The 16,090-nt window shown below is 65.8% G+C and carries 19 protein-coding genes and 1 other RNA gene; 11 read left to right on the forward strand and 9 right to left on the reverse strand.

Features of this window, described 5'->3' with window-relative positions; all coding sequences use genetic code 11:
- Positions 1-295: 295 nt before the first annotated feature.
- Positions 296-718 (reverse strand): MarR family winged helix-turn-helix transcriptional regulator, encoded by a 423-nt coding sequence (locus SMD10_RS03790; protein WP_331684316.1) that lies wholly within the window; start codon positions 716-718, stop codon positions 296-298.
- A gap of 63 nt (positions 719-781) precedes the next feature.
- Here SMD10_RS03790 and SMD10_RS03795 point away from each other — a divergent pair, with 63 nt between their 5' ends.
- A complete protein-coding gene (locus tag SMD10_RS03795) occupies positions 782-1,570 on the forward strand; it encodes an alpha/beta fold hydrolase (protein ID WP_331684317.1) in 789 nt (262 codons plus the stop codon).
- Positions 1,571-1,863: 293 nt separating this feature from the next.
- Here the strand turns inward: SMD10_RS03795 and nudC are convergent, their stop codons facing one another.
- A complete protein-coding gene (gene nudC, locus SMD10_RS03800) occupies positions 1,864-2,784 on the reverse strand; it encodes an NAD(+) diphosphatase (RefSeq protein WP_331684318.1) in 921 nt (306 codons plus the stop codon).
- Between the two features lie 39 nt (positions 2,785-2,823).
- Positions 2,824-3,237, reverse strand: coding sequence for an HIT family protein (locus tag SMD10_RS03805; RefSeq protein WP_331684319.1), 414 nt, complete (start codon positions 3,235-3,237; stop codon positions 2,824-2,826).
- 139 nt (positions 3,238-3,376) lie between these two features.
- Here SMD10_RS03805 and ffs point away from each other — a divergent pair.
- Positions 3,377-3,474: signal recognition particle sRNA small type (gene ffs, locus SMD10_RS03810), an RNA gene on the forward strand.
- Positions 3,475-3,594: 120 nt separating this feature from the next.
- Positions 3,595-4,110 (forward strand): GNAT family N-acetyltransferase, encoded by a 516-nt coding sequence (locus tag SMD10_RS03815; protein WP_331684320.1) that lies wholly within the window; start codon positions 3,595-3,597, stop codon positions 4,108-4,110.
- 21 nt (positions 4,111-4,131) lie between these two features.
- Here the strand turns inward: SMD10_RS03815 and SMD10_RS03820 are convergent, their stop codons facing one another.
- Positions 4,132-4,734, reverse strand: a complete 603-nt coding sequence (locus SMD10_RS03820; protein WP_331684321.1) for a methyltransferase family protein — start codon at positions 4,732-4,734, stop codon at positions 4,132-4,134.
- A 253-nt stretch (positions 4,735-4,987) separates the two neighbouring features.
- Between SMD10_RS03820 and SMD10_RS03825 the strand changes: the two genes are divergently transcribed.
- From SMD10_RS03825 to SMD10_RS03840, 4 genes are all read left to right on the forward strand, one after another.
- A complete protein-coding gene (locus tag SMD10_RS03825) occupies positions 4,988-6,868 on the forward strand; it encodes a DNA polymerase III subunit gamma/tau (RefSeq protein WP_432757181.1) in 1,881 nt (626 codons plus the stop codon).
- Positions 6,869-7,086: 218 nt separating this feature from the next.
- A complete protein-coding gene (locus SMD10_RS03830; RefSeq protein WP_331684323.1) occupies positions 7,087-7,410 on the forward strand; it encodes a YbaB/EbfC family nucleoid-associated protein in 324 nt (107 codons plus the stop codon).
- Between the two features lie 106 nt (positions 7,411-7,516).
- The gene (recR, locus tag SMD10_RS03835) at positions 7,517-8,122 is read left to right on the forward strand and encodes a recombination mediator RecR (protein ID WP_331684324.1); all 606 of its coding nucleotides are present in this window, start codon (positions 7,517-7,519) and stop codon (positions 8,120-8,122) included.
- 67 nt (positions 8,123-8,189) lie between these two features.
- Positions 8,190-8,405, forward strand: a complete 216-nt coding sequence (locus tag SMD10_RS03840) for a hypothetical protein (protein ID WP_331684325.1) — start codon at positions 8,190-8,192, stop codon at positions 8,403-8,405.
- 634 nt (positions 8,406-9,039) lie between these two features.
- Here the strand turns inward: SMD10_RS03840 and SMD10_RS03845 are convergent.
- A complete protein-coding gene (locus SMD10_RS03845; protein ID WP_331684326.1) occupies positions 9,040-9,972 on the reverse strand; it encodes a hypothetical protein in 933 nt (310 codons plus the stop codon).
- A gap of 231 nt (positions 9,973-10,203) precedes the next feature.
- Between SMD10_RS03845 and SMD10_RS03850 the strand changes: the two genes are divergently transcribed.
- The 3 genes from SMD10_RS03850 to SMD10_RS03860 all read left to right on the forward strand — a co-directional run bounded on the left by SMD10_RS03850 (position 10,204) and on the right by SMD10_RS03860 (position 12,831).
- Complete coding sequence (locus SMD10_RS03850; protein WP_331684327.1) at positions 10,204-10,935, forward strand: response regulator transcription factor; 732 nt, start codon at positions 10,204-10,206, stop codon at positions 10,933-10,935.
- Positions 10,935-12,212: an ATP-binding protein gene (locus SMD10_RS03855; RefSeq protein WP_331684328.1), complete on the forward strand. Its 1,278-nt coding sequence runs from the start codon at positions 10,935-10,937 to the stop codon at positions 12,210-12,212. The genes SMD10_RS03850 and SMD10_RS03855 overlap by 1 nt, the downstream gene beginning before the upstream one ends.
- A gap of 109 nt (positions 12,213-12,321) precedes the next feature.
- Positions 12,322-12,831, forward strand: a complete 510-nt coding sequence (locus tag SMD10_RS03860) for a GNAT family N-acetyltransferase (RefSeq protein WP_331684329.1) — start codon at positions 12,322-12,324, stop codon at positions 12,829-12,831.
- Here the strand turns inward: SMD10_RS03860 and SMD10_RS03865 are convergent.
- Positions 12,789-13,103, reverse strand: coding sequence for a hypothetical protein (locus tag SMD10_RS03865; RefSeq protein WP_331684330.1), 315 nt, complete (start codon positions 13,101-13,103; stop codon positions 12,789-12,791). The genes SMD10_RS03860 and SMD10_RS03865 overlap by 43 nt on opposite strands.
- Before the next feature lie 86 nt (positions 13,104-13,189).
- Between SMD10_RS03865 and SMD10_RS03870 the strand changes: the two genes are divergently transcribed.
- Positions 13,190-13,426, forward strand: a complete 237-nt coding sequence (locus SMD10_RS03870; protein WP_331684331.1) for a hypothetical protein — start codon at positions 13,190-13,192, stop codon at positions 13,424-13,426.
- A gap of 142 nt (positions 13,427-13,568) precedes the next feature.
- Here the strand turns inward: SMD10_RS03870 and ubiV are convergent, their stop codons facing one another.
- From ubiV to ubiT, 3 genes are read right to left on the reverse strand one after another with little or no spacing between them, the layout of a single operon-like run.
- Complete coding sequence (gene ubiV, locus SMD10_RS03875) at positions 13,569-14,468, reverse strand: ubiquinone anaerobic biosynthesis protein UbiV (RefSeq protein ID WP_331684332.1); 900 nt, start codon at positions 14,466-14,468, stop codon at positions 13,569-13,571.
- Between the two features lie 2 nt (positions 14,469-14,470).
- The gene (gene ubiU, locus SMD10_RS03880; protein WP_331684333.1) at positions 14,471-15,460 is read right to left on the reverse strand and encodes a ubiquinone anaerobic biosynthesis protein UbiU; all 990 of its coding nucleotides are present in this window, start codon (positions 15,458-15,460) and stop codon (positions 14,471-14,473) included.
- Positions 15,457-15,996 carry a ubiquinone anaerobic biosynthesis accessory factor UbiT gene (ubiT, locus tag SMD10_RS03885; RefSeq protein ID WP_331684334.1) on the reverse strand — a complete coding sequence of 180 codons (540 nt, stop codon included), beginning with the start codon at positions 15,994-15,996 and terminating at the stop codon, positions 15,457-15,459. The genes ubiU and ubiT overlap by 4 nt, the downstream gene beginning before the upstream one ends.
- Positions 15,997-16,090 lie beyond the last annotated feature (94 nt).

A 16,090-nucleotide genomic window follows, 5' to 3' on the forward strand; every position in this document is an offset into this window, starting at 1 on the left:
AAAGGCCGGGGCGTGGGGGCATGCCATCATCGCGCCCGCACGTCCTGCCATTTCGGGTGGCGCTCGATCTGCGCCTTCGAACGGATAGGGCGGCAGAATCGACTTTCGGGCGGGCCGGGCGTCCTCCACTGCCCGGCACACGAGCCACTCGCCGATGGGCTGGCGCCGCGAGGCTGTCCGTCTGGTCTATGACGATCAAGCGCTCGCCGGCCAGGCCGTAGGTCATGACGGCAGCGTGGCTGCTTACGGTTCGCGAATCGCTCTCGCACCTACTGGGATCGACGCCTTCCGGGGGTCATCGGTTCGAGGCCGGGATCATCAGGCGCTCGAGGAGCGAGAGCAATACCGCCCGTTCGTCCTCGTCGAGGGGGGCGAAGGAGGCGGAGAACACCTCCGCGGCAATTGATGCTCCGCGCCGCCGGATGTCTTCGCCGCTCGCCGTCAAGACGTAGCAGATCGCGCGTCCCTTGCCGGCAGAGCGCGACACCAGACCCTTGTCGACCAGTCGCGCCGCCAGCGCCCCGAAGGACTGGTCGGTCTGGAAGGTGTATTCCGCCAAGGCATGCGAGGAGGCGCCCGGATTGCGGTGAACCGCCCGCAATGCATCCCATTGGGCCAGAGACGATCCGATCTCCGTCAAGCGGATGTCCAGCATGCGGTGGTGCTTCGTCTGCAGCTGTTTCACGGCGCGGCCGAGAGCGTCGAGACTCGTTGACACTATATAAATATCCTTATATAAGCAAGCTTATAAATATCGCTTTTTTCATCCGGAGATGTCAACATGGCCTATCAAACTCGGTCGGTGCCGGCGATCGCCCGCACGAAGGGAATGCAAATCGAGCAGTTCGGGGCGGGACGGCCGCTTCTTGTGCTGCATGGCGGCGGCGGCCTCGCCACGGTCGAGACCTTTGCGCGTGGTCTCGGGGACGCCTTTGAAGTCATCCTGCCGACCCACCCCGGCTTCGATGGTACCGACCGACCGGCCGGCATCAATGGCGTCAAGGAGCTTGCAGGGGGCTATGCCGACATCATCGCCGAGGCGGGGTTGCGCGAGGTGATCGTCATCGCCTTCTCAATGGGCGGTTGGATTGCCGCAGAAATGGCTGCCTCGTTCCCGCAGGACATTGCCGGGTTGGTACTGGTCGATGCCGTGGGCCTCACTGTGCCGGGCGAGACCGTTCTTGACGTCTTCACGACACCGCCCGGCGATCTGCCAAATTTCAGCTTTCACCGTCCCGACGCATTCCGTATCGATCCCACCGCGTTGAGCCCGGAGCGCCAGGCGATGATGCGGGCGAATTTCGAGGCGCTGGCCGCCTACGACCAGGGCCACGCCATGCAGGACCCCGATCTGGCATCACGGCTCGGTGCGGTGGCGATGCCGGCGCTTGTTGTCTGGGGGGAAAGCGATCGCGTTGCAACGCCAGCCTATGGCCGCGCCTTCGCCGAAGCGATCCCGGGCTGCCGGTTCGAAACGATCGCCGAAAGCGGCCATCTTCCCCAGATCGAGCAGCCCGCCGCGCTCAGATCGCTGCTGACGAGCTTCGTCCACGAACTGCCGCCGCGCTGACCGCCGCGCGATCGACCAAGGAGCCTCCGATGCGCCAGCTTCGTCTCGTCTTCTCCATGTCCCTGGGCGTCTATCCCATCGTCACGGCGTTCAGTATATCTTGATGCCGTTCACCACCGGGACGTTCGTTTGGGAGAGGTCGCTGATCTTCACACCTCTGATCGTCGCCAGCATCTCGCGGGTGGTTGCTCCCTTCATCATGCGGTGGTTCGGCGCCTTCATAGCCGGTCGGTAGGACCCCCGAGGTAAGAGGCTTTGCCCCACAAGGCCGGGATCTTCCATCCGGCGCGGTCTCATACCTCTCCGTCGGCGAAGGCCTTGATCAGATGATGGGCGATGGCGAAGCGGCCGGGCAGGGTGATGCCATCGGGATGTTCGCGCGCCAGCGCCAGACGCACCTCCTGGCGCGAGAACCAGCGGCAATCCTCCAGTTCGTCGCCGTCGAAATCGATGTCGACGGTCGCCGCTTCCGCCAGGCAGCCGATCATCAGGGAGCCGGGAAACGGCCAGGGCTGGGAGGCGAGATAGGAGACGCGTCCGACGGTGACGCCGGCTTCCTCCTTGGTCTCGCGACGCACCGCGTCCTCGACGGTCTCTCCCGGCTCGACGAAACCCGCCAGGCAGGACCAGGCCAGATGGCGGAAGCGCGGCTGACGCCCGAGGATGGCGTTGCCGCGCCCATCGTGCACCAGCATGATCGTCACCGGGTCGGTGCGCGGGAAGACGATCGTGTCACAGGCCGTGCAGCGACGGCGCATGCCGGCGGCCTCGGCGACCGTCGGCCCGCCGCAACGGCCGCAGAAGCGGTGCGACCGGTGCCAGGAAAGAAGGTGGGCGGCCTGGGCGAGCTGCCCTTCGGCGTCCGTATCGAGCAGCGCGCCTTCGGCGATCGACCGCAGATCGAGCGGGACCAGATCCTTCTCCGTGGGAATCTCGGCCAAAGGCATCGCCAACCGCGGACGACCCTCGTCATCGGTGCCGAGCAGGACGGCATCCTCGAACCGGGCGCCGAAGCGTCGGGCATCGGATACGGAAAAGTGCGCCTCATGGCAGATCTCGTTGGAGCGCATCATCCAGCCGCCGTCGAAACCAAGCAGGACGCGTGCGTCGGGGTGATCCAGCGCCGCCCGCAGGGTCTCCTCGCTGCGGTGTTCGGAACCGCGCACGAGGCGGTTGCCGGCAAAGCCGGTTCGGGCACTGATTTCGTCGAACATGATGTGGGTCGTCGCTGATCTGGGGCACCGGACGGTGCGTCACGCCACCAGTATCGCCTCACGCAGGGCGCGGGCAAGGTTCTCGCCCGCCTCGTCATCGTAAGGGATGCGGCCGTCGAGGCCCCAGACCGGTTTTGGCCAGTTGTGATCCCCCGTGAAGCGGGCGACCACATGCAGATGCAGCATGGCGACGACATTGCCGATCATCGCCGTGTTGATCTTGTCGGCCCGCATCAACTGCTTGAGCGCCTTGCTCACCAGCGACGCCTCGAAGGTGAGCATGGTCTGGTCCAACGGCGTGAGGTCATGAAATTCGGCGATGCCGTCGCGGCGCGGCACCAGGATCAGCCATGGCCAGCGGCTGTCATCCATCAGGCGCAGCTCGCAGAGGCCCATGATCGCGACGGGCAGGGTGTCACCCTCGAGGCGAGGGTCGAGACGGAAAGCGTGCATGGCGTCTGGTCCTGCTTCCTCCTCAGAGCGCTGGCAGGCCCCGCTGCCAAAGGCCGGGACGAACGGTGCATCGGTATTATCGTTGCTGCGCTCCCTTGAACCCTTGCATTTGCCGTCGTGATTGTCGATATGGGTGTTGGGAGGTTGGTGGTGGACGCGCCACTCGCCAACCGGGTCAGGTCCGGAAGGAAGCAGCCCCAACGAGCTCCGGCACGGGTCGCCGTGCCAGCCTCCCACCCCTTTTTTCGACTTTTCCAAAAAATGGCGGCAATCTCCCTTGCTGCTTCCGGGCTCGGCGCATCTCGCCGATCCGGGGCTGCCTCCGGCGCGGTCGCCCTGGCGTTAAAGGAGCGCAGTATGCCCCCGATGTCCTCCCCGCCTTCCATCGCCACACGCCCTGGCCGCGCGGCGGACGCCGCCGAACTGACCGAACTCCTCAATGCCGTCATTCGTCGGGGCGGTACGACCGCGATGGAGGAGGCGTTCTCGCCGGCGGGCTTCCGCGAGCATTTCATCGACGGCCCCGACCTCGCTTGCTGTGTGGTCGCAGTCTCGATCCAGGACGGACGTCTCGTCGGATTCCAGGCCGTCTGTCGGCATCCCGAGCTGCCGGCGGGATGGGGTGACATCGCCACATTCGCCGATCAGGACAAGAAGATCCCGGGTGTCGGCGCCGCGCTTTTTTCGGAAACGAGAGAGCGAGCCCATGGCTTGGGGCTCGAAGCCATCAACGCGACGATCAGGGCCGACAACACCGGCGGACTCGCCTACTATTCGAAGATGGGCTTTGTCGACTACAAGACCGACCGAGCGGTGCCCCTTGCCGACGGAACGCCGGTCGATCGCATCTCGAAGGTCTTTCGGCTGGGTTGAACGAGGCGCCGGCGGTGTCGGTTACGGCAGCCGCAGCAGCACCGGCAGGACGCCGCCGTCCTGCAGCCATTCGACGATTTCCAGCAGAGGCATGGCGACGAAAAACACCAACCCGTCGAACAGCGTCGCGTAGATCCGGTCGGTCTTCACCATCAGTTCCGGCTGGTCGCGGAACAGGGCTGGATTGGGCCAGAAGCGAGGCACCCGCTCGACATAGTCCGCATAAACCGTCCCGAACCGTTGCCCGAGAAACCGTTCCTCGCGGCGGATCACCACGTGGAACGCCGCGATGCAGACCACCATGGTGACGAATGCGACGATGAGGCTGCCGCTTTGTGCGCCCAGGCCGGCGGCGGCGACGCTGGAAAACACGTAGAGCGGATTGCGGCTGATCGAATAGGGGCCGGCGTCGACGATCTCGGCTGACTTTCGGCCGCCGATATAGAGCGTGCACCAGATCCGTCCGACGATACCGACGACGATCATGCCGAGGCCGATCATTTCGATCATCTCATGCGTTTCTTCGGACGCGCTGGAGCGAACGAAGAGCAGCAGGATCAAGGCGAGAAGCAGCACACCGGCCAGGACGAGCCGGCGAAGCTGTTGATAACGTTGGAGCGTCATGGGGGACTCTTGGCGGGGGCAGGGGACTCGATTCGTTGGTAGCGCGGCCTTGGACCGGCCGAAAGCGGCATTTGTCGGGCGCTGCCTCCGGCTCGGCGATCATGGCATGGCTTGCGTCTTGGCGGTATCCGCCGCACAACCGTCCTGACGATCCGAACCGCCGCGCAGGACCGAGCATGCCCGATCAACCTTTCCGGCCCGGTCGCGTCTGCCGACGTCCGGCACTATATCGGGACGCATGACGATGGACGACATGGAGCCGACGCCGCCGGCTGCGCCCTACAGGGTACTGGCGCGCAAATATCGCCCCGAGAGCTTCGACGACCTGATCGGCCAGGCGCCGATGGTGCGCACGCTGACCAACGCGTTCGAGACGGGGCGCATCGCCCAGGCCTGGATGCTGACCGGGGTACGCGGCGTCGGCAAGACCACGACGGCGCGAATTCTGGCGCGCGCGCTGAACTACCAGACCGACGAGATCGACCAGCCGACCATCCACATGCGCGGCTTCGGCGTGCACTGCCAGGCGATCATGGAAGGCCGCCACGTCGACGTCGTGGAAATGGACGCGGCCTCCCACACCGGCATCGACGACATTCGCGAGATCATCGCGCAAGTGCGCTATCGCCCCGTGTCGGCGCGCTACAAGGTCTACATCATCGACGAAGTGCACATGCTCTCCAACCAGGCCTTCAACGGCCTGTTGAAGACGCTGGAAGAACCGCCGGAGCATGTGAAGTTCGTCTTCGCCACGACCGAGATCCGCAAGGTCCCGATCACCGTCCTGTCGCGCTGCCAGCGCTTCGACCTGAGACGTATCGACTCGGCCGAACTGATGGCGCATCTGAAGAAGATCGCCGGCTCCGAACAGGTCGAGACCGATGAAGAAGCGCTGCGGCTGATCGCGCGCTCGGCCGAGGGCTCGGCGCGGGACGCCCTGTCGATCATGGACCAGGCGATCGCCCACGGCGCGGGACGCATTGTCGCCACGGCGGTCCGCGACATGCTGGGGCTCGCCGACCGGGTGCGGGTCATCGACCTGTTCGAGTATCTGATGAAGGGCGACGCGACCGCCGCCCTGTCCGAACTGCGCGAGCAATATGCCGGCGGTGCCGATCCGGTGGTGGTTCTCACCGACCTCGCCAATTTCACCCATCTCGTCACCACCTTGCGGTTCGTACCGGAGACGGACGCCGAAATGGCGCTGTCGCCGGCCGAACTCGACCGTGGCCGGAGCTTTGCCCAATCGCTGTCGGTGCGCACCCTGTCGCAGGTCTGGCAGATGCTCATGAAGGCGATCGAGGAGGCACAGCGCGCCGTCGATTCGCGCCAGGCGGCGGAAATGGCGCTGATCCGCATCGCCTATGCCGCGGACCTGCCGTCGCCGGACGAGATCGTGCGAATGATCCAGAGCGGCGAGGTGCCCCGGCTCGAGGGCGGCGCTCCGGGCGGTGGCCCTGCCGCGGCGTCCACGGCGCCGCGCGGCGAAACGGCAGCGGTCGCACCCGCGACGGGAGCCGCCGGCGATGCTCGGGGGGGCGTCGCTGCGGCGGCCAGCCAGCCGGTCGCCAGCGCCAAGCCGGAGTTCGTGACCGTTTCCCATGCCTCGGCCGGCGGGCCGCCGCCTCGGGCGCGCCCTGTCGTCGCCGCTGCGCCGCAGCCCGAGGAGCCGGTGCTCAAGACCATCGCCGATCTCGCGGCCTTGGCCAAAGAGCGGCGCGATTCCCTGATGCACATCTGGATCCACCGCTACATCCGGCCGGTGAAGCTCGAATCGGGACGCATCGAGATCGCGCTGATGCCGCAGGCGCCGAAGACCCTTCCGGGCGATCTGGCGCGCAGGCTGATGGATTGGACCGGTCGGCGCTGGGTGGTGACGATCAGCCGCGAGGACGGCGCACCGACCCTCGAGGAGCAGGAGCAGGCGGAGCGCGAGGCGCTGGTTTCCGACGCCAGGGCCGACCCCGAGGTGTCGGCCGTTCTGGACGCCTTTCCCGGCGCGAAGATCGTCGACGTCAGGCTGCGCGGCACGGCTGCCGAGGTGGCCGAGGATCTCGACGGGGCGCTGGAGCCCTCCGAGGTTGCGGACGACCTCGACGGCGGCATCGATCCGAGCGAAGACGACGACGATTGAGCCCTTTACCACGATGCGTCGCCGCCGATCGATTTCGGCGGCCGGGCGCATCGTTTTTCGATCCGGCGGGTTGTCCCGCCGACCCGCCAGAGCATGATGCCGAAAAGTTGCAGACTTTTCGGACCCTCATCATGCGGCAAAGCAAGAGGCGAGAGCGACACTGCGCTTCAATCCGAACGTGGGCTCGCTCGAGTGCGTAACCGATTGGGAGAAACCCGATGAAAGACCTGATGGGCATGATGAAGCAGGCCAAGGCCATGCAGGAGAAGATGCAGACCCTGCAGGCCGACGTGGCCGACCTGGAGGCCTCCGGCCAGTCCGGCGGCGGCCTGGTTCAGATCACGCTTAACGGCAAGGGCGAGATGACGACGCTGGCGCTCGATCCGTCGCTGATCAAGGCAGAGGAGAAGGATATTCTCGAGGACCTGATCATCGCGGCCCACAATGACGCCAAAAGCAAGCTGGAACTCGCCATCCAGGAAAAGACCCAGGAATTGACCGCCGGACTGCAACTGCCTGCTGGCATGAAGTTTCCGTTCTAGGCACGAACGGCGCCAAGCGTGCGTTTGCTCGCGGCGCAACCAAAAGCCGGGGTGGGGCCTCTCGCCGCCGGGCTAGACGCGTGTGGAGCGCGGTGAGTTCTCGTTCATGGCAAAATCCATCGCCGGACCCGAAATCGAACGGCTGATCCAACTGCTGGCCAAGCTGCCGGGCCTCGGGCCGCGTTCCGCGCGCCGGGCGACGCTGCAACTGGTCAAGCGCAAGGAGCAGCTGTTGGCGCCGCTGGCCGACGCCATGGCAGCGGCGGTCGAGCACGTGAAGATATGCTCCACCTGCGGTAACATCGATACGCGCGATCCCTGCACGATCTGCTCGGACGCGACGCGCGACCAGTCGGTGGTGATCGTCGTGGAGGATGTGTCGGATCTCTGGGCCCTGGAGCGGGCCAAGGCTCTCAATGCGGCCTATCACGTGCTCGGCGGGGTGCTGTCGCCGCTCGACGGCATCGGCCCCGACGACCTGACCATCCGGCAACTGGTGGAACGCGTCTCGGGTGGAGGCGTGGCCGAGGTCATCCTCGCCGTCAACGCGACGGTCGAGGGCCAGACGACCGCCCACTACCTGATCGATCAGCTCGCCGGCCTCGACGTCAAGATCACGCGGCTCGCGCACGGCGTGCCCGTTGGCGGCGAACTCGACTATCTGGACGAGGGCACGTTGGCGGCGGCGATGCGCTCGCGCACGGCGATGTAGGGCGCTGCCACTTCCGCTTGTTCCTGTGAGGTCTCGCGCCATCTTCCCGAACGGAGGAGAAGCGACGATGACAGGCCAGACGGACAATTGCGAACGAGCGCGGCAGGACGTGGCAACGAAGCCGGACGCCATGGACAGCGCCGATCTGTCGACGCGCGAATACGACACCGAAAAGGGCAGCGTGACGCCGGATGATCAGGGGAAGGCGCAAGCCGAGGGCGTGCCGGTCTCGCCGTCGGCCGGCGCCGTCGATCCGGAGAAGGCCGCAGAGAGCGGGTCCTGAAGCGTCAGGCGAGACGGCTTTGCTTGCGTGAGACTTGGCCGCATCGGGCCCGCTTCGCGATGAGGCGGCGGGCCCGATGCAATTCGTAAGGTCGACACAAGATCGCCATGTTTGATTGCGAGCGCATCAAGACACTCTATAGGGCGCGGCAGCACACCCCTCGAACTCGCCGCGCTCCTTTTCTTTCCCGTCCGTCCGCCGCTGCGTCCAGAATCAGGCGAGGTCCTGTATCGCCGATCGGCATGCCTGGCAGCAAGGGCGAAATGGACAGGATGCCGGCCCGGCTTCGTCTTGTGGGGAACAAACAACGAATCCCGGTATTGGAGCGGACCTTGCGGTCGCGCGGCCGCCGACATGGCCGAAAGGGCGAAACAATCCGCTTGCCAGGCGAGTTGGAAGCGGATTCGATCCGGCTCGGTCCTGCTGATCGTTGACGCCATCGCCGATAGCGCGCTTTGAGCTCTCACGTCGACGACGGCGATTCCTCGCCGATGAAAGCCGACGTTTTGAAAGACTGCCAGTCGGCTCGATGCCGCTGTGAAACGAAAGACGGGCCGCGGCGAGGACCGCGACCCGTCTTGGGTTCGAAGAAGCGGGCCGGGACGCCTTGAGGGCACGGCGTCCCGGCCGATACTCATCGCGCGCGGGGGGTGTCGCGCGACGAGTCGGGACCGAAGCGCGGTCCATGATGGCCGCGTTGGCCATCCTGGAAACGGCCGTCGCGATGATGCATGCCCATGCCTCGGCCACCGGGCCGCAGCTGGCTCAGAAGCTGGTCGGCCTTTTCGACCTGGTCGGGGGTCAGCACCGCCGACAGGTCGTCGATGGCCGAGCGCAGGTTCTGCGCGGCTTCGGCGCGCTCGGCCTGACGGTCGATCATGAAATCGAGCATCTTGACGGCCGGCAGATCGGTCAGCGTGCGCTCTTCGGAGGCAGTCGCCGGTGCCTGGGCCTGATCCTGCGCCTGAGGCGCACCGGCCGGCGGCGGGGTCATAGCGCCATCGGGGGCGCCGGGTCCGCCGGGACCGCCCATCGGACCGTCGGGCTGGTCGCCCTGAGCCGGACCGTCGGGACCGTCGAAGGGGCCGGGATGCATGGTGTCGGCGAAGTCGAGAAAGGCCGTGGTAAAGCCGTTCCAGGCGTCCTGCTGGTCGGTGGTGATGCCGAGCGCGGTTTCGGCGGCGTTCAGGCCACCGGCCAGCATCAGCGGGTTCGGCCCGCCCTGCATGCCGGGGAATCCGCCGCCCATTCCGCCGCCGAAGTTCATCGGCCCGCGGGCGTCGACCCTCGGACCTCCGTCACGGCCCATATGGTGGCCGCGAGGACCCATCGGCCCTGGGCCCATGCCCATGCCCATGCGCTGGCCATTCGAACCCATCTGCGGCTGGCCGGGGCCGCCTTTGCCGAAGCCCTGGCCCGGCATCGGCGGCGGCGTCTGCTGCTCGGCCGCCGCAGGGGCCGCGGTCGTCGTGTCGTTGCTTTGCGCGGCCGCCGGCCCCAGGGCCAGTGCCGGAACGCTGACGCCGAGTGCCAGAAGGGCGGCAAGTGTCTTGGTCGGAATACGCATCGTTTTCTCCCTCGGTGCGAGTTTCGTGTCACCTTCGATGCTGGAACATAAGCAACAGGTGGTGCGACACCATGGCGGTCGGATGTCGATGTGTTTCGTTTTGTTGCCTTCGGAGATGGCGATCGACGCCCAGACGCGACAAAGACGGCCGGGGGTTGACATCTTTCGCAACAAAATTCCCTTCACTGTTCTCGCTGGAAGGCGATTACGTTCGCTGCGATGGAAGACGAAATGGATGTCAAAACGAGAGTTCTCGTGGTCGATGACGACCCCGAGATCCGCAAGTTGCTCGGTCGCTACCTCGATGGGCAGGGCTTTTTGACCTCGCTTGCCGGGACCTGCCGCGAATGCGAGCAGGTCCTGGTGGATCGCAACGTCGATATCGTCGTGCTGGACGTCATGTTGCCGGACGGCTCCGGTCTCGACCTCTGCCGACAGTTGAAGGATCGGCGGCCGCAGTTGGCGATCATCCTTTTGACCGCGCTGAAGGAGGACGTCGACCGGATCGTCGGGCTCGAGCTCGGCGCCGACGACTATCTCGGCAAACCCTTCAATCCGCGCGAGCTGGCGGCCAGGATCAAGGCGGTGCTGCGCCGCGGCGGCGGCCCGGGCGGCGATGCCGCCAACGGCGCGCCGATGCGCTATCGGTTCGAAGGCTTTACGGTCCTGCCCAATGCGCGCAGCGTGAGCGATGGCGCGGGACAGGAAATCGATCTCACCGGCGCCGAATTCGACCTGCTCCTGATCTTCCTCGACCGGCCGGGCCGCGTGCTGTCGCGCGACGTGCTCCTCGACCTTCTGCATGGCCGGCTGGCCGATCCGTTCGACCGGACGATCGACGTGACGATGAGCCGTCTCAGACGCAAATTCGGCGACAACGGCGTGTTCCGGCTGTTCAAGACCGTGCGCAACGGCGGCTATCAGTTCGCCGCCGAGGTGGAGCGTGAGGAGTGCGCGCCTTGATGTCCCTCCGGGCCCGGCTGGCGTTGCTGATCACCGTTGCCATCGTCGGTGTGGTGATCGTCGCCGCGATCGTCACCTTTCAGATCGCCGACCGGCGTCGAGACGACAGTTTCGGCCACATCTTCGAGCAACAGTCCGCGATCATCGCGGAACTGGTGGATCGCTCGCCGCAGCGCGCCCGGGCGGCAGGTCTTACGGTCGGTCCCAGGCCATCGGCCGACGCCATCGATCCGAGGGACACGCGCCGCATCGATCGGGGCCTGGCGCGGGCCGGACGCGAGACCGCCGGCAGCGTGGTGAGGATGGCCGACGGCAGGCGGAGCTTGGGCTTCCCCCTGGAAGACGGCACCTGGGCCTTTCTTCCGGTTCCCGGTCCGCCGCCGTCGCCGTGGCGGATCCTCTCCGCCTATCTGCTGCTTATCGTGATCGGCACGATCGCGGTGGCGCTGTTGGCGGCGAGCAAGATCACTCGGCCGATGCGCATGCTGGAGGAAGCGGCCGCCTCCGTCGGGCCTGACGGCCGGATCGAGCATCTCGACGAAAGGGGACCGCCCGAGGTGCAGGCCACGGCACGGGCGATCAATCTGCTGTCGTCGCGGCTGAAGAGCGCCATGGAAAGCCGCATGCGGCTGGTCGCGTCCGCGGGGCACGACCTGCGCACGCCGATGACCCGGATGCGGCTGCGCGCCGAGTTTCTGCCGGAGGAAGACCGCGAGACCTGGCTCAAGGATCTTGGCGAGCTGGAGCGCATCGCCGACAGCGCCATTCGCCTGGTGCGCGAGGAGGTCGAGGACGCCGGCATCAAGACGATCCGGCTCGATCGGGTGGTCGAAGAGATCGTGGACGAACTGAACGAGATCGGCCGGACGGTGACGCTCGACCGGATCCAACCGGTGGAAATCTCGGGGCGGCCGCTGGCGGTGAAGCGGGCGATCCGAAACCTGGTGGAGAACGCCGCGACGCACGGCGGCGGTGCCGTCGTGGCGCTGCAGGCCTCCCCGGACTCGGCCCTGGTGACGATCGACGACGACGGGCCGGGCATTCCCGCCGATCTGCTCGATCGCGTGTTCGAGCCGTTTTTCCGTACCGATCCGGCCCGCCGGCAGTTTCATCCCGGCGCGGGGCTGGGCCTGGCAATCGCCAACGAGATCGTCACCCAGGCTGGCGGCTCGATCCGCATCGCCAATCGGCCCAAGGGCGGCTTGCACCAGGAACTCCGGTTGCCGATCGAGGCGGATCAATCGGAAAAGGCGCGCGCCAGGGCCTCTTCGATATAAGTCGACAAGGCGAACCGCTCTTGGGCGGGCGATGGGCGCGGAGCGCGTTTCTCGACGGCGTTCGGTTGGGCGGCTATATCGACGCCAATTCGATCGCTTCGAGGCTTCAATGAATATTTCCTGGCTGGCTCCCGCCGACGACATCGATGGCCTCGCCCGATTCTTCGCCGACAATGTGGACGCGAACTACATCTCGCATTCCGAGGTCCAGTGGGGCTTGGCCCTCGACCCAGACCGTTGGTCTCCCGATCTGCTCCGCATCATGGCGTCGGAGCTGTCCGCGCGAAGCCGCGCCTCGTTAGAGCCAGATTCTCCAAAGGATTCGCACCGTACGATCGTCGCAAGGCTGGATGGAACGATCGTGGCGATCGCAAATTTGTCGTTCCTGTGCGCCCGGCCGAAGCCGTACTGCGTCATCGACGACATCGTCGTCGAACGGTCCCGGCGCAGGGACGGAATCGGCGCGACTCTATTTTCCTGGATCGAGAACTACTGTAGGGATATTGGAGTCCCTCGGATCTTCTTCGAAAGTGGAATTCACAACGAAGCAGCCCACCGATTTTTTGAAAGGCACGGCTACAAGACGATATCCAAGATGTTTTTCAAGGAGATACCGTGACTGGATATATGGCGTCCCACGAGTATATTCTGCACTATATCGATATCTTCATTACGTTTTTTGGCTTCCTGTTCGGCATCGTGGTCTATTGGCTGAACCAACGCAAGCACATCGCGGTTCAGCGTGCCGACACCTACATGAAACTGGAGATGGAGGCGTCTCGCCTTTTTGAAATCGCTCGCACGTCGCCGCGAATGATGGGATTCCTCGGCGGCCATCATACGCCAGCGGGCGATGCCGAGCGACAGCGCATTCTGGCCGAGCTCAACCAATTATCCCCCAGGTTCTCAATCTCTTCGAAATCGCGATCTCCTTCTATCGCAAGAGGATTTTCGAAGACGGCGTCTTCGTCACCTGGGTGGCGTGGTTTCTCGAATTGGGCGCGGCGGAGAATTTCGAACTCGTCTGGTCCAATCTGCGCATCCACTACAAGCCCGAATTGCGTGCGATGATGGACCTCGCCGTCGCCACCGGCGCGGGCAGCCGTCGAAATGAGAGCGACGTGGACGACCGGCAGTTCTTCGCCAAGGTGGGTGATCTGATGCGGGCTCCGGGCATCTTGCGCTATTACGACGAGTGCTTCGCGACGGCCTGACGCCATCGCATCGAGTGACAAATCCTCAGTCCCGATGCCATAGGTCCTTTTGTATGGATCGCGCCGGTTTCGCGAAAACCGGAACCCGCTTTTTCGCCCGGCGCTCGATGTTCCCGCGCGCCGCTTCGGAATCTGCAGCCGCTCAGGCCGTCTCAACGGCGGCGCAGCCCGCCTTACCGCGAACATAGCCGTCGACGGCGCGGCCGGGCAGGTCCAGCGCCGCGAGTTCGGCGCGGGCCTGGGCCGGTTCGATCGTGTCGTCGAGAAGTCGGCGGTAGATGCCGCCGACCGCGACCATGTCGAGCGTGTGCGGCGAAATCCTCAGCCGCGCGATGCCATGCGAGGCCGCTTCCTCAGCCGTCGGGCAAATGACCTGAACGTCGTGCGACATGGTCTGAATGCCGTTGATCGCCAGGAAGCGCTGTCCGTCGATCGTATCGACGGCAAGCCCGTCGGGATCGCGATCGCAGATGAACTGGCAGGAATCCTTGTGCAATCCGTGATGGCGGGCGTGATAGCAACGGCTGGACAGAGCCAAAGGAAGACGGCCGAAGGCGAAGACCTCGACATCGAGGGCCGGGCAGGTCGTCGCAATCGCTTCGATCGCGCCGAACGGCAGTTCGACCGGCAGACAGATCGAACGCGCGCCGCGCCCCGCCAGGAAGCTGGCCGCCGCCTCGTTGTAGACGTTGACGAACGGACCGACGACGAAGGGGTGGCCGCCGAGCGACGACAGCGCCGTGATGTCGTTGATCTCGATCGTCTGGTCGCCGGCCGCGTTGGCGATGAGCAGCTTGCGCTCGCGCGGCGTCGACGGCATGGCCAGCGTCGAAACCACGACGTCCTTGCCGGCCGCCTCCAGCATCTCGATCACCTCCGGCCAGACCGGGTCCGAGAAGGGCGCGCGCTTGCCGCAGACCACTTCGCCCACATGCACACGGTCGTAGGCCGAGCCTTCGGCGATGCCACGATAGAAGGTGAGGAGCCGCTCGGCCGACCAGTTGAACAGGACGGGGCCGAGCGTCAGGCCGATCCGCGTCATCGCTATCTCCACGTCTTCTGATAGGCACCGGAGGTCTGGCGGCCGCCCTCGACCAGGCCGGCGAGCAGCCGCTCGGCCTCGACCGGCGGCCGCCCGGCCTCCAGCGCATCCACCGCCTTGCGGAAGGTGCGCACGACCTCGGCGATATAGCCCTTGCCGCGCTGGCGGCCTTCGATCTTCAAGGCCGTGATGCCGGCTGCGTGCAGTCGCGGCAGAAGGCTGGCCGCGTTCAGGCTGACCGGGTCTTCGAACAGATGCGAGACCTTGCCGTCGGCGCAGAAGCTGCCCTTGCACAGCGTCGGATACCCAGCCGGTTCGCCCGCGCCGAAGCGGTCGATGGCGAAGCCGCCGAGACGGGTGACCGTGCCGTCAGCCTCTTCGGCGTATTCGACGAAATCGGGCGGCGAGCAGACGCCGGTCAGGTTGGGCGACTTGCCGGTGGCATAGGACGACAGCGCACAACGGCCCTCGGCCATCGGGCAGAGGCCGCCGAACACAAAGACCTCGGTCTCCACGTCGATCGCGGCGTTGAGCTTGGCGATTTCCTCGACGGAGAGAACGCGTGGCAGCACCACCCGCTTCACCCCGAAGGTCTCGGCGTAGAAGCCGATCGCCTCGGGCGTGGCCGCTGCGGCCTGCACCGAGAGATGCAGCCTCAGATTCGGATGGTTGCGCGAGGCGTGGTCGAGCATCGCGATGTCGGCGACGATCGCAGCGTCGGCTCCGGCGTCCTCGACATTGGCCAGAGCCCTCTTCCAGGGCTCCATCGCGCCGGCGCGCGCGAAGGTGTTGACGGTGACGAGCACCTTGGCGCCATGGCTGTGGGCATAGCGCACGCCCTCGCGCAGTTCGGCGGGCGAGAAGTTGAGTCCGGGGAAGTTGCGCGCGTTCGTCTCGTCGCGGAAGCCGCAATAGACGGCATGGGCGCCGGCATCGACCGCGGCGCGCAGAGCGGAGGGCGTCCCCGCCGGGCAGACCAGCTCGAGGCTCATGACATGGCTCCCATTTGCGGGGCGCCGACCAGGCGCCGAGCCGAAGCCAGTGCCTTCAACACGGCCTCGTCGACCAGTTCGCCAGCGCGTCCTGGCACGGCTAGGAGATCGGAAGGTTTCAGTTCGGCGTCCTCGATGGTGTTTCGCAGCGCCACCAGCGCGTCGGTCTTGCCGGAGACGGTCAGCACCCGGTTGAAGAACAGCGCGTCGCCGTCGAACGTGCCGTCGAGCAGGCCGAGCAGCATGAGGATCGGCCCGCGCACATGAACGTCGGCCTCCGGCAGGCGGCGCTTGGAGAGCGAGCGGACCGAAGCCTGTTCCCCGTCCGGCACCAGCAGGAAGGCGAAGTCGAGATCGGTGGGCTCGACCAGGAACGAGGCATGCCGGTATTCGTCCAGCCGCTCGAACAGGCCGGGACGGCGTCGAGCGAGGCCGCGCACGGCCTGGGTGAGGACGAAGCCAAGCGGCAGCAGCCCGGCTGGCCTGGCCAAAAAACGAATGAGGGGCGGGAGTTCGCCGCGCGGTTGGTCGACCATGGGGCTCCTTCGGTTGGGACTCCGCCATAGGCGGCCAGCGCCGCACGGAATTTGATCCATCGCAAAGTTGACCCCGATTTGGGGTGGCAGGGAG

Origin of the sequence: Consotaella aegiceratis (assembly GCF_036541425.1) — a bacterium.
Lineage (GTDB): Bacteria > Pseudomonadota > Alphaproteobacteria > Rhizobiales > Rhizobiaceae > Consotaella > Consotaella aegiceratis.